The sequence below is a fragment of the Rhodoferax sp. P1_F3 genome (assembly GCF_056405715.1).
Genome location: NZ_JBFUBO010000007.1, coordinates 118035 through 130687, shown reverse-complemented (window position 1 = coordinate 130687; position 12653 = coordinate 118035). Strand labels below are relative to the sequence as shown.

Here is a 12653-nt window from a genome sequence, read left to right as displayed (position 1 = left end):
AGGGATCCTATGGCTACAGCAAAACCTGCTGCGAATAAAGACGCAGTTTTCGAGTGGGAAGGCAAGGACCGTAACGGCAAGCAGGTGCGCGGTGAAACACGTGCGGCCGGGGAGAACCAGGTCAAGTCTTCGCTGCGCCGCCAAGGTGTTACTCCCACCAAGATCAAGAAGCGCCGCATGCGCTCTGGCAAGAGCATCAAAGCCAAAGATCTGGCAATTTTCACGCGCCAGCTGGCAACCATGATGAAGGCGGGAGTGCCCCTGTTGCAGGCGTTTGATATTGTGGGTCGGGGCAACCCCAACCCCAGCGTAACCAAGCTGCTCAATGACATTCGCCAGGACGTAGAAACCGGCACCTCCCTGAATGCGGCATTCCGCAAATTCCCGCTGTACTTTGACAATCTGTATTGCAACCTGGTCGAGGCTGGCGAGTCGGCCGGTATTTTGGACCAGCTGCTAGACCGGCTTGCGGTCTACATGGAAAAGACCGAGGCCATCAAGTCCAAGATCAAGTCAGCGCTGATGTACCCCATCGCGGTGCTGGTCGTAGCTTTTGTGGTGGTGTCGGTCATCATGATTTTTGTGATTCCGTCGTTCAAGCAAGTCTTCACCTCGTTTGGTGGAGAGTTGCCAGCACCCACATTAATCGTAATTGCGATAAGTGAGTTTTTTATCAGCTATTGGTACCTGATTTTTGGTGGCATCGGTGGCGGACTCTACTTCTTTCTGCAGGCCTGGAAACGCAACGAGAAAGTGCAGGCGTTTATGGACCGCGTGATGCTCAAGCTGCCCATCTTTGGCGTCATGGTCGACAAAAGCTGCGTCGCACGCTGGACCCGCACACTGTCCACCATGTTTGCAGCCGGCGTGCCTTTGGTTGAAGCATTGGACTCGGTAGGCGGCGCTTCAGGCAACATCGTGTATCAATTGGCGACGCAGAAGATCCAGCAGGAGGTTTCAACCGGCACTGCATTGACCGCGGCCATGACCAATGCCAACCTATTCCCCAGCATGGTGCTGCAAATGTGTGCGATTGGCGAAGAGTCTGGCTCTATCGACCACATGCTGGGCAAAGCGGCAGACTTCTTTGAAGCCGAGGTGGATGACATGGTGGCCGGTATTTCCAGCCTGATGGAACCCATCATCATCGTGGTACTCGGCACGATCATCGGCGGTATTGTGGTGTCCATGTACCTGCCCATCTTCAAGTTGGGGCAAGTGGTTTGATGCTAAGCGGCGTGCAATGGCTGGATGCCAGCCTGGTCGGTCTGCTGGGACTCTTATTTGGCAGTTTCCTCAACGTAGTGGTGTACCGGTTCCCCAAAATGATGGAACGGCAATGGGCGGCGGAATGCGCAGAACTCTCCGGCAAAGAATCTCCTGAATCGCCCCCGTTCAACTTGATGGTGCCTCGCTCGCGCTGCCCGCACTGCGGGCACGCGATCCGCTGGTTTGAAAACATTCCGATCGCCAGCTATCTGGTACTGGGTGGGAAATGCTCCGCTTGCAAAGCGGGAATCAGCCCGCGCTATCCGGTAGTGGAGCTGGCTACCGGCGCCCTTTTTTTCTGGTGTGCCTGGCAATGGGGCGTGGGCGCCACCGGCCTCGCATGGTGCGCATTCAGCGCCATGCTGCTGGCCTTGGCGCTGATCGACTGGGATACCACGCTTCTGCCGGATGACATCACCCTGCCCTTGCTGTGGCTGGGCCTGATCGCTGCCGCCTTGCAATGGACTACTGTGCCGCTCAGCACTTCGCTGTGGGGCGCCGTGGCCGGCTATCTGTCGCTATGGACCATCTACTGGGCCTTCAAACTGGTGACAGGTAAGGAGGGCATGGGCTACGGCGATTTCAAGCTGTTTGCAGCCTTGGGCGCCTGGTTTGGTTGGCCGCTGTTGATTCCCATGATTTTGCTGGCGTCTGTCATTGGTGCCATCGTGGGCATTGGCATGAAATTCACCAGTGGCCTGCGAGAAGGTGGTTATGTGCCCTTCGGCCCCTTCCTCGCTGGCGCAGGCCTGACGGCATTGCTGCTTGGCCCGCAAGTGATGCGCCAGGCCGTAGGTCTGTAAAAGCATGCCGGGTGCCCTGCGTTTGGGCCTCACAGGAGGCATAGGCAGTGGTAAAAGCACCGTGGCGGCCTTGCTGGCAAGCCAGGGGGCAGCAGTGATTGACGCCGATGCCTTGGCTCGCGCCACCACCGCACCTGATGGGGCAGCAATCGCGCAGATTACAGCCACCTTTGGCCCATCAATGCTGACACCCGAGGGCGCCTTGGACCGCGAAAGAATGCGCCAGCTAGTTTTTGCAGATTCTTCCGCCAGAGCCCGACTCGAAGCCATTGTTCACCCCCTTGTCGGCCAAGCCATAGGACAGTCTACGCAGACAGCAAACACGGCGGGCGCCACACTTATCGTCTACGACATTCCTTTACTCGTAGAGTCAGCGCACTGGCGGCATGACCTGCCACGGGTGCTGGTGGTTGATTGCAGCCCGCAGACCCAAATCCAGCGGGTTATGACCCGCAACGGCCTTTCTGAGATCGAAGTGACCCGCATCATGGCAGCTCAAGCCCCACGCGCGCAGCGCTTGCGGGCCGCCGACATTGTGGTGTTCAACGACGGAATCTCTCTGGCAGAACTTGCGCAGCAAGTGCAGCAAATTGGCCAACAGTTCGGGCTATGATTCGCCGACCGGAAAATACAGCGTGATCCTCTACGAATACCCCTTCAACGAACGCATTCGCACCTATTTGCGACTCGAGCACCTGTTTTTGCGCCTCGCAGAGCTGATGTCGCGTTCCGAACCGCTGGACCACCACTTTGCATTGACCACCATTTTTGAAGTGATGGACGTGGGTGCCCGGGCAGACCTGAAATCGGATGTTCTCAAAGACCTTGACAAACAAAAACAGGTGTTGAACGGCTACCGAGGCAATCCTGCAATTGCGGAAGGTGTGCTGGACAAAGTGATTGCCCAGTTGGACCACTGTTTTACTTCGCTGAATGGACTCACCGGCAAGGCAGGTCAGTCGCTCACCGAGAATGACTGGCTCATGAGCATTCGCAGCCGCGTTGGCATCCCCGGCGGAACTTGCGAGTTTGATTTGCCCGCCTACTACGCTTGGCAGCACCGCGACGTATCGGTCCGCCAAGCAGACCTGCAACGCTGGGCCTCCACCCTGGCCCCGCTGGCCGAATCCATACATTTGTTGCTGAAAATGCTGCGCGACTCCGGTGCCCCGCAAAAGGTGGTGGCGGTAGCTGGCCAGTTCCAGCAGAACCTGCCCCAGGGGCGCACGTTCCAATTGCTGCGCTTGGCGCTGGACCCTGCGCTGCAGATGATTCCCGAAATCAGTGGCAACCGCCTGATGGTGTCGATCCGCCTGATGCGCCACGACGCAGACGACCGCCTGCATTCCAGTGGGGAAGATGGCGCGTTCGAACTGACTCTGTGCAATTGAGACCGACAGGCCATGGCCCTCGCAGATAAACCCAAGATCGTGCGCTGCCCACAGTGTGGCGGCGACAGTGTGTACGGTCCCAGCAATGTCTACCGCCCATTTTGCGGCGAGCGATGCAAGAACCTGGATTTGGGCGCCTGGGCCAGTGAGTCGTTCCGGGTGCCGACCGAAGCCCCACCGGACGACCAAGTGTTTGGCGACGCCAAGCTGCAGTAACGTTCAGTCTCCAAGATAAAGGCCAAATAGGCCTCTAGCCCCCTAGGAATGTGCGCCAGCAGCTATCAAATGTGTAGCACCCAGGTGCCCGCGTTCTGCGGCGAACCAGTCCAACACCGGCACAGTGCCGGGTAAAACCGGTTGTACCTGCACCGGCAACTGCTCCCAAGAACAGCTTTGTGCCTCACGCATCTGCAATTCACCCGACCAGTCAAACACCTTGCAGAAATGCAGACGCACCAAGGCGTGGGGGTAGTCAACCAGCTCCACCTTCCAGGGTGTGGCCGCGGCAATGGTGATGCCAATCTCTTCCTGCAGCTCACGCCGCAGCGCCTGCTCCACGGTTTCGCCCGCCTCCAGCTTGCCGCCAGGAAACTCCCAGTAACCCGCATAGGCCTTGCCTGCTGGCCGTGATGTCAACAGAAACGCTCCGTCACCACGCACTAACACGCCCACGGCTACTTCTACAGCTTTGCGATCGGGGCCGCCATCGCGTGCGGTGCCAGGATCTGCGACCAGGGGCTGGCTCATGCGGCGACCGGGCCACGGCCCGCAAAATCTTTGGCGAACTGGTAAGCCACACGGCCGCTGCGCGACCCACGCTCCAGCGCCCACAACAGCGCCTCGGCACGGGCTGCGGCGATGCGCTCAGGCGCAATGCCCAACGAGCCCAGCCACTGCGCCACGATTTGCAGATATTCGTCCTGATTGAAAGGGTAGAAGCTGACCCACAGGCCAAAGCGCTCGGACAGCGAGATTTTTTCTTCTACGCCCTCGCCTGGGTGCACTTCACCGTCTTCAGTGTGCTTGTAGGTCAGGTTCTCGGACATGTACTCTGGCAACAGATGCCGGCGGTTGCTGGTCGCGTAGATCAGCACATTGGGCGTGGCCGCGGCCACGGATCCGTCGAGCACCGACTTCAGCGCCTTGTAGCCCGCTTCGCCTTCGTCAAAACTCAAATCGTCGCAAAACACGATGAACTTCTCGGGTCGCTGCGCCACCAGATCTACGATGTCGGTCAGGTCGATGAGATCGGCCTTATCGACCTCGATGAGTCGCAATCCCTGGGTCGCATAGGTGTGCAGGCAGGCACGAATCAGCGACGACTTGCCCGTACCACGCGCACCGGTCAGCAGCACGTTGTTGGCCGTGGCACCGCGTACAAATTGGGCGGTGTTACGCTGGATTTTCTCCTTCTGGTCGTCGATCTCTTTCAGATCGTCCAGATTCATTGCCCCCACGTGCTGCACCGGCGTGATCACGCCCTGGCCAGAGCGGCGACGGCGGTAGCGAAAGGCGATGGATGCATCCCAGTCCGGCTGCTCCACGCCGTGTGGCAAGGAGGCTTCCACCCTAGCCATGAACAGTTCGGCACGTGCCAGAAAACTGGCCAACTCTTTGGTCAGGGTGTCGGTCATGGGGCGTCGCTCAGGAGCGGTAGTCGGCGTTGATGGTGACGTAGTCGTGGCTGAAATCGCAGGTCCACACAGTCTCGGTGGCGGCACCACGGCCCAAACCCACGCGCACGGTGATTTCGCTTTGCTTCATCACGCGCTGGCCGTCTTCTTCGCGGTAGCTGGGGTTGCGGCCACCACGCGTGGCCACATGGACATCGTCCAGGTGCAGTTCGATTCCCGTCTGATCCAGATCGTCAATACCGGCATAGCCCACGGCCGCCAGAATGCGGCCCAGGTTGGGGTCACTGGCGTAGAACGCGGTCTTGACCAGAGGCGAATGCGCAATCGCGTAGGCCACCTTACGGCATTCCTCTGCGTCGCGTCCACCCTCCACCTGCACGGTGATGAATTTGGTAGCCCCTTCGCCATCGCGCACGATGGCCTGTGCCAACTGCCGTGCCACCCCCAGCATGGCAGCCTTGAGCACCTGGCCTTCTGCCGATTGCAGGGATGTGATTTCGGCGTTGCCGGCCTTGTTGCTGGCAATCACGACCAAAGAGTCATTCGTGGAGGTATCCCCGTCCACCGTCACTCGGTTGAACGAGCCTTCGGCCAGCGCCAACGACAGCTCATGCATCACGGACTGGTTCACACAAGCATCAGTGGCGATAAAGCCCAGCATGGTGGCCATGTTGGGGCGAATCATGCCCGCGCCCTTGCTGATACCGCTGACGCTGATCTGCTTGCCGCCTATGGTGACTTGGGCACCATAGGCCTTGGGCTGGGTGTCGGTGGTCATGATGCCCTCCGCTGCCTTCAGCCAGTTATCCAGGCGCGCATCGGCAATCGCTGCATCCAGGCCCGCTTCGATGCGGTCAATCGGCAGCGGCTCCATGATCACGCCCGTAGAAAACGGCAGCACCTGCTGGGCAACTATTCCCAGCTTGCCAGCCAAGGCCAAGCAGGTACTTTGTGCACGGGCCAAGCCATCGGCACCAGTGCCCGCATTGGCATTGCCAGTGTTAATCAGCAGGGCGCGCATGGACTGACCGGATGCCAAGTGTTCGCGGCACAACTGCACGGGTGCGGCACAAAAGCGGTTGGAGGTGAATACACCCGACACGCTGGCCCCCTCGTCCAGCAGCACCACGGTCAGGTCTTTGCGACCCACCTTGCGCACACCCGCTTCAGTCACGCCAATGCGCACCCCGGCGATGGGAAACAAAGTGGCCACATCGGGCAGGGGAAGGTTCACAGGCATGGGGGCTCTCTCAGGTCAGTTGGCCGTGGCAGTGTTTGTACTTTTTACCGCTACCGCAAGGGCAGGCGTCGTTGCGGCCCACGCGTGGCACGTCGCCGACGCTGGGTTTCACAGTGGCGTTGTCTACCATGGTTTCCACTTCACCGGTCTCGGTAGGTGCGCTGTAGGTCACGTTGGCAATGCTCTCGCCACGGGCTTCCATCGCATCCGCTGCCTGCTCCAGCTGCTCGTTGGACTGGATCTTCACGGTCATCAGGATCTTCGTGACTTCGTGCTTCACCGAATCCAGCAACTGGCCAAACAGCTCAAAGGCCTCGCGTTTGTACTCTTGTTTGGGTTGTTTCTGGGCGTAGCCGCGCAGGTGAATACCTTGGCGCAGGTAGTCGAGCGCACTCAGGTGATCACGCCAATGGCTGTCAATGCTTTGCAACAGCACCATGCGTTCAAACTGCGTGAAGTTCTCGGCGCCCACCAAATCCACTTTGACTGCGAAAGCCGCATTGGCAGCCTCCACCACGGTGGTAACTACGTCTTCGTCGGCGATGGAACTGGCTTCTGACACTTTCTTCTGCAAGCCCAGTTCCAGTTGGAAGTCATCTGCCAAGGACTTCTCCAAGGCAGGCACATCCCACTGCTCTTCGACCGACTCGACAGGCACATATTGGCGCACCAAATCTTCAATCGCGCCTTCACGCAGCGAGGTGATCTGGGCACTCAGATCCTGCGCATCCAGGATGGCATTGCGCTGCTGGTAAATCACCTTGCGCTGGTCGTTGGACACATCGTCGTATTCCAGCAGCTGCTTGCGCATATCAAAGTTGCGTGCCTCCACCTTGCGCTGCGCGCTCTCGATGCTGCGGGTCACGATGCCGGCTTCGATGGCCTCGCCATCGGGCATCTTCAGGCGGTCCATGATGGACTTCACGCGGTCACCTGCGAAGATGCGCATCAGCGAATCGTCCAGGCTCAGGTAGAAGCGCGAAGAGCCAGGGTCACCCTGGCGGCCCGAGCGGCCACGCAACTGATTGTCAATGCGACGCGACTCGTGGCGCTCGGTGGCAATGATGCGCAAGCCACCCAAGGCCTTGATCGCTTCGTGGTCCTGCGTCCACTGCACGCGCACAGCTTTCAGTTTTTCTTCTTTGGCAGCAGCATCCAGACTCTCATCGGCTTCGACGGTCTGGAGGTCTTTTTCGATGTTGCCACCCAACACGATATCGGTACCCCGACCGGCCATGTTGGTCGCAATAGTGATCATCTTGGCGCGGCCCGCCTGCGCCACGATGTCGGCTTCGCGCGCATGCTGCTTGGCATTCAGTACCTGGTGCGGCAGCTTCTCTTTTTCCAGCAGCTGCGCAATGATTTCGGAGTTCTCAATCGACGTGGTCCCCACCAGCACAGGCTGGCCGCGCTCGTAGCACTCGCGAATATCCTTGATGGCCGCTTCGTACTTTTCGCGCGTCGTCTTGTAGACGCGGTCCAATTGGTCGTCACGGCGGCTGATGCGGTTGGGCGGGATCACCACGGTCTCCAGACCGTAGATTTCCTGAAACTCGTAGGCCTCGGTATCAGCCGTACCCGTCATGCCGGACAATTTGCCGTACAGGCGGAAGTAGTTCTGGAAAGTGATCGAGGCCAGCGTCTGGTTCTCGGCCTGGATCTGTACGCCCTCTTTGGCTTCCACTGCCTGGTGCAGGCCATCGCTCCAGCGGCGGCCCGTCATCAGGCGACCAGTGAATTCATCGACGATCACAATCTCACCTTGCTGCACCACATAGTGCTGGTCGCGGTGGTACAGGTGGTTGGCCCGCAACGCTGCGTAGAGGTGGTGCATCAGCGTAATGTTGGCCGGGTCGTACAGCGACGAACCAGCAGGAATCAGGCCCAGACCGGCAAAAATCTCTTCGGCCGACTCATGGCCCTGCTCTGTCAAAAAGACCTGGTGGCTTTTTTCGTCCAATGTAAAGTCGCCCGGCTTGGTAACACCCTCGCCCGTACGCGGATCGGCCTCACCTTCTTGCTTCACGAGCTTGGGAATGGCCTTGTTGATAGCGATGTAGAGCTCGGTGTGGTCTTCGGCCTGGCCGCTGATGATCAAGGGCGTGCGCGCCTCGTCGATCAAAATGGAGTCCACCTCATCGACGATGGCGTAGTTCAGCCCGCGCTGCACGCGGTCTGCCACCTCGTAGACCATGTTGTCCCGCAAATAGTCAAAACCGTACTCATTGTTGGTGCCGTAGGTGATGTCGGCGCGGTAGGCGGCCTGCTTGTCTTCACGTGGCGCCTGGGGCAGGTTGATACCTACAGTCAGACCCAGGAAGTTGTAAAGGCGGCCCATCCACTGCGCATCGCGGTTCGCTAGGTAGTCATTCACCGTGACCACGTGCACACCCTTGCCACTCAAGGCGTTGAGGTACACCGGCAGCGTCGCAGTCAGCGTTTTGCCTTCACCCGTGCGCATTTCCGAAATCTTGCCGTTGTGCAGCGACATGCCACCCAACAGCTGCACGTCAAAGTGACGCATCTTCATCACCCGCTTGGAACCTTCACGCACGACGGCAAAAGCTTCGGGCAAAACCGAGTCCAGCGTTTCACCCTTGGCAATACGGTCCTTGAACTCCTGCGTCTTGGCACGCAGACCATCATCGGTCAACTGCTCGAACTGCGGCTCCAGCGCGTTGATCCGCGCCACGACGGAACGGTATTGCTTGAGCAAGCGGTCATTGCGACTGCCAAAAATTTTGGTAAGGATATTGGTGGCCATGCATGCAAGACTGGCCTGGTCCCCACCATGGGTTCACAGAACAGCGCAGTCCTTTTTCTAGTCTGGGTGAAATGGGGGCATTCCGGCAAAAGACAACCGCCGCAGCGGGCTGCCTTGCACCAGGAAAGCCAAACCCCGGATTTTAGCGTTGCGCGGCGGGCGCTTTGGCCTGCGCGACTTGGGTAGTCGGCAGATGGCGACCCGCATTGAGAAATTTTTGGGGATCTTGGGGAACACCTTGCACCAACACCTCGAAATGCAGATGCGGTCCGGTGGAACGACCCGTGGTTCCCACCTCGGCGATTTTCTGCCCGCGCTTGATCAAATCGCCTTTTTTGACGAATACCTTGGAGGCGTGCGCGTAACGGGTGATCAGGTCGTTGCCATGGTCGATTTCGACCATATTGCCGTACTGCGAGTGAAATTCCTGGGTGACCACCACACCGCCGGCCGCTGAGTAGATGGGAGTGCCAGGCTCTGAGGGGAAGTCCAGGCCCGTATGCAACGCCGAGCGCCCAGTAATCGGGTCAATGCGCCAGCCAAAGGTGGACCCCAGGTTGGCGTCATGCACTGGCGCCTGCGTAGGCACCATCATCTTCTTGATTTTCTGTTCGAACAGACGCGACTCGATCACCGTCATCACGTCGGTACGCTGGTTCGCCAGCAAATCCAGGTCGGCCAAAGTAGCGTCCAGTTCCTGCAAGGTCAGATCGCGGCCATTGACCAGCGCCCCGCCCTGCCCCGGCTTGATCTTGATGTCGGCGGGGTTCACACCGGCCAAACCGGATACACGTTCGCCCAGCGATTCGAGCTGGAGCATCTTGGCCTGCATCTCGCCCAGCTTTTTGGCCAGCACCTCGATGTTTTCGCGCATGTAGCGATCGCGCTGGGCAAACTCGTCCTTCACCACCAAGCGCACCAGCGAGCCTACGATGGGCCAGCCTTCGCGCGCCCCTTTGAGAAACACCCAGTGGTACAGGCCTGCAGAAACCAGCATCAGAACAAACGACAGCCCCAGCAGGGACAGAATCAGCTTGGCGCCACTCAAGTGGAAAGCCCTGCTCTTGGCCATCCACGCGTCCGTGATAATCACTTGCATTGATTCAAAACCTTTTCTCTTCCAAGCATGATCCGAAACCATCGCGCCGTCACGGTGTTGCAGGCGACCCAAGAGTCGCCCACACTGGCCCGCCTGGCCGACATGGCCATGGAATCGTCAGCCCGGCTGAAGAGCCTGGAAACCTTGATTCCGCGCGCACTGCGCCCCGCGATCAAAGCGGGGCCGATTGATGGCCCGGTATGGTGCCTGCTACTGGACAACAACGCGGTTGCGGCCAAAGTGCGGCAATTGCTCCCTGCAATGGAAGCGCACTTGCGCTCCAAAGGCTGGGAGGTTAACTCAATTCGGTTAAAGGTCCAAATGACGCCGACTGCCATACGGTGAATGGCAACGGGTGGGGGAATGGTGCCGCTTGTCGGATTCGAACTGACGACCTACCGCTTACAAGGCGGTTGCTCTACCAACTGAGCTAAAGCGGCACGGGCTGGATTCTACATCACGCGCAGAGCAGGTTTTACCTGCCAGGCGCTTATTTCACACGTGTAAGTGAGGGTCGGCCACCTGTTGGGCGTGGCGTATCCGGTCCACCATCGTCGGGCGTGGCGGGCACGGGTGCAAGCGCCGAAGGTTTGGGTTCAATGGCTGGAGCCTTGGCTTCTGTGGCCTCGGGCAATGCCGACACGGGAAATGCCATGCCCTGCCCATTCTCGCGTGCATAAATCGCCAACACCCGGTGCACTGGCACCAGGATATCGCGTGCCACACCACCAAAACGGCCCTTGAACTCGATGAACTCGTTGCCAAGCTTCAGCGCACTGGTGGCGTCAAAGCTTACGTTCAGCACGATTTCGCCATCCTTGACGAATTCGTGAGGAACGCGCACAGAGTCGTCCACCTGCACAGCGATGAAAGGCGTGAACCCGTTGTCCGTACACCATTCGTACAGAGCACGAATCAGGTACGGGCGGGTGGAGTTGGTGTCTTGGGCGTCCATCATGGCAGTGCAGTCGCCGAGTTACTTGCGCATGACCTTTTCAGACGGTGTCAGCGCCTCAATGTAGGCGGGGCGCGAGAAGATGCGCTCTGCATACTTGAGCAGGGGCGCTGCGTTCTTGCTGAGGTCAATGCCGTAGTAGTCCAGACGCCACAGCAGAGGGGCAATCGCCACGTCCAGCATGGAGAAGTTTTCACCCAGCATGTACTTGTTCTTCAAGAACACAGGAGCCAGTTGCGTCAGGCGGTCACGGATGTGGGCGCGGGCTTTTTCCAGCGCTTTTTCGTTGCCCTTGGAGGCGCGGGCTTCCAGGGTCGACACGTGCACAAACAGTTCTTTTTCGAAGTTCAGTAAGAACAAACGCACGCGGGCGCGGTCCACGGGGTCACCGGGCATCAGTTGGGGATGCGGGAAGCGCTCGTCGATGTACTCGTTGATGATGTTGGACTCATACAAAATCAAGTCGCGTTCCACCAAAATTGGCACTTGCCCATAAGGGTTCATGACGCTGATGTCTTCGGGCTTGTTGTACAGGTCCACATCGCGAATCTCAAAGTCCATGCCCTTCTCGAACAGCACAAACCGGCAACGGTGGGAGAAGGGGCAGGTTGTTCCTGAATACAGCACCATCATGGCGAGAGACTCCTAAAAAATGAAAAAGAGTGGGTCGCCTTGGCAAACCCACTCTGACACCATCACGCGCGACCTAGAAGTCACGGGACAGTACGAACAGCAGTTACTTAACGTCTTTCCAGAACGCTGCGTTCAGACGCCACGCGAACAGGGTCAACACTGCCAAGAACAACAACACCCACACACCCACACGCACCCGTGTGTTCTGGGCAGGCTCGCCCATCCACTGCAGATAGTTCACCAGATCGCCCACGGCCTGGTCGTACTGAGCAGACGTCATCGTGCCAGGGGTGATTTGCTTCCAACCCGTGAACACATGCACTTCGTGGCCATGTTGTTCCACGGTCTCGTACTGGGGTTCACGCTTGCCCTGCAATTCCCACAAGGCGTGCGGCATGGCAACGCTGGGGAATGCCAGGTTGTTCCAGCCGGTGGCCTTGGTGTCGTCGGGGTAGTAAGTGCGCAAGTAGGTGTAGAGGTAATCTGCACCGCTGCCGTTGGAACCTGCGCGCGAACGTGCGATCACGGTCAGGTCAGGCGGGTTGGCACCGAACCATTCTTTGGCTTGGCGCGGGTCGATCGCGGCCTTCATGGTCTCACCGACTTTTTCAGTCGTGAACAGCAGGTTGTCCTTGATCTGCTGGTCGGTCAGACCGATGTCTTTCAGGCGGTTGAAGCGCATGAACGCGGCCGAGTGGCAGTTCAGGCAGTAGTTCACAAACAGCTTGGCGCCGTTTTGCAGCGAGACCATGTCGTTGGTCTTGACCGGAGCCTTGTCCCAGGCGATGCCGCCGGTGTTGGCTTGGGCACCAGCAACCAGGCCGAGCGCCATGGCAAGTGTCATCAATACTTTTTTCATCTGTCT

General features: G+C 58.8%; 14 protein-coding genes and 1 tRNA gene. 6 read left to right on the top strand and 9 right to left on the bottom strand.

Translation table 11 applies throughout. From position 1 onward, the window contains the following. The first annotated feature begins 9 nt into the window (after positions 1–9). Genes AC1DZ5_RS13290 through AC1DZ5_RS13270 form a run of 5 tightly spaced genes read left to right on the top strand, consistent with a single transcriptional unit; the run spans position 10 to position 3679 of the window. Positions 10–1227, top strand: a complete 1218-nt coding sequence (locus AC1DZ5_RS13290; protein ID WP_477889762.1) for a type II secretion system F family protein — start codon at positions 10–12, stop codon at positions 1225–1227. Continuing rightward, the gene (locus tag AC1DZ5_RS13285; RefSeq protein ID WP_477889760.1) at positions 1227–2072 is read left to right on the top strand and encodes a prepilin peptidase; all 846 of its coding nucleotides are present in this window, start codon (positions 1227–1229) and stop codon (positions 2070–2072) included. Before AC1DZ5_RS13290 ends, AC1DZ5_RS13285 begins: the two co-directional genes overlap by 1 nt. A gap of 4 nt (positions 2073–2076) precedes the next feature. Then, entirely contained in the window at positions 2077–2685 is a 609-nt protein-coding gene (gene coaE, locus AC1DZ5_RS13280; protein WP_477889758.1) for a dephospho-CoA kinase, read from the top strand. Between the two features lie 22 nt (positions 2686–2707). Beyond that, entirely contained in the window at positions 2708–3463 is a 756-nt protein-coding gene (gene zapD, locus AC1DZ5_RS13275) for a cell division protein ZapD (protein ID WP_477889756.1), read from the top strand. Between the two features lie 12 nt (positions 3464–3475). After that, entirely contained in the window at positions 3476–3679 is a 204-nt protein-coding gene (locus AC1DZ5_RS13270) for a DNA gyrase inhibitor YacG (RefSeq protein WP_477889754.1), read from the top strand. A gap of 42 nt (positions 3680–3721) precedes the next feature. Here the strand turns inward: AC1DZ5_RS13270 and AC1DZ5_RS13265 are convergent, their stop codons facing one another. The 5 genes from AC1DZ5_RS13265 to AC1DZ5_RS13245 all read right to left on the bottom strand — a co-directional run bounded on the left by AC1DZ5_RS13265 (position 3722) and on the right by AC1DZ5_RS13245 (position 10200). Beyond that, on the bottom strand, positions 3722–4210 hold the full coding sequence (locus AC1DZ5_RS13265) for an NUDIX domain-containing protein (RefSeq protein WP_477889752.1): 489 nt from the start codon (positions 4208–4210) through the stop codon (positions 3722–3724). After that, positions 4207–5097 (bottom strand): ATP-binding protein, encoded by an 891-nt coding sequence (locus tag AC1DZ5_RS13260; protein ID WP_477889750.1) that lies wholly within the window; start codon positions 5095–5097, stop codon positions 4207–4209. The genes AC1DZ5_RS13265 and AC1DZ5_RS13260 overlap by 4 nt, the downstream gene beginning before the upstream one ends. A gap of 10 nt (positions 5098–5107) precedes the next feature. Further along, entirely contained in the window at positions 5108–6337 is a 1230-nt protein-coding gene (gene argJ, locus AC1DZ5_RS13255) for a bifunctional glutamate N-acetyltransferase/amino-acid acetyltransferase ArgJ (protein ID WP_477889748.1), read from the bottom strand. Positions 6338–6347: 10 nt separating this feature from the next. Beyond that, entirely contained in the window at positions 6348–9101 is a 2754-nt protein-coding gene (gene secA / locus AC1DZ5_RS13250; protein ID WP_477889746.1) for a preprotein translocase subunit SecA, read from the bottom strand. A gap of 142 nt (positions 9102–9243) precedes the next feature. After that, complete coding sequence (locus tag AC1DZ5_RS13245; protein ID WP_477889744.1) at positions 9244–10200, bottom strand: M23 family metallopeptidase; 957 nt, start codon at positions 10198–10200, stop codon at positions 9244–9246. A 27-nt stretch (positions 10201–10227) separates the two neighbouring features. Here AC1DZ5_RS13245 and AC1DZ5_RS13240 point away from each other — a divergent pair, with 27 nt between their 5' ends. Next, on the top strand, positions 10228–10545 hold the full coding sequence (locus AC1DZ5_RS13240) for a hypothetical protein (protein ID WP_310339879.1): 318 nt from the start codon (positions 10228–10230) through the stop codon (positions 10543–10545). Between the two features lie 19 nt (positions 10546–10564). On the opposite strand, the gene AC1DZ5_RS13235 is transcribed toward AC1DZ5_RS13240, so the two are convergent. The 4 genes from AC1DZ5_RS13235 to AC1DZ5_RS13220 form a co-directional block, all read right to left on the bottom strand. Next, positions 10565–10640, bottom strand: a tRNA-Thr gene (locus AC1DZ5_RS13235). 50 nt (positions 10641–10690) lie between these two features. Then, positions 10691–11155: a ClpXP protease specificity-enhancing factor gene (locus tag AC1DZ5_RS13230; protein ID WP_477889969.1), complete on the bottom strand. Its 465-nt coding sequence runs from the start codon at positions 11153–11155 to the stop codon at positions 10691–10693. 21 nt (positions 11156–11176) lie between these two features. Then, on the bottom strand, positions 11177–11788 hold the full coding sequence (locus tag AC1DZ5_RS13225; protein WP_105262683.1) for a glutathione S-transferase N-terminal domain-containing protein: 612 nt from the start codon (positions 11786–11788) through the stop codon (positions 11177–11179). 103 nt (positions 11789–11891) lie between these two features. Continuing rightward, a complete protein-coding gene (locus AC1DZ5_RS13220) occupies positions 11892–12647 on the bottom strand; it encodes a cytochrome c1 (RefSeq protein WP_477889741.1) in 756 nt (251 codons plus the stop codon). Between the last annotated feature and the right edge of the window lie 6 nt (positions 12648–12653).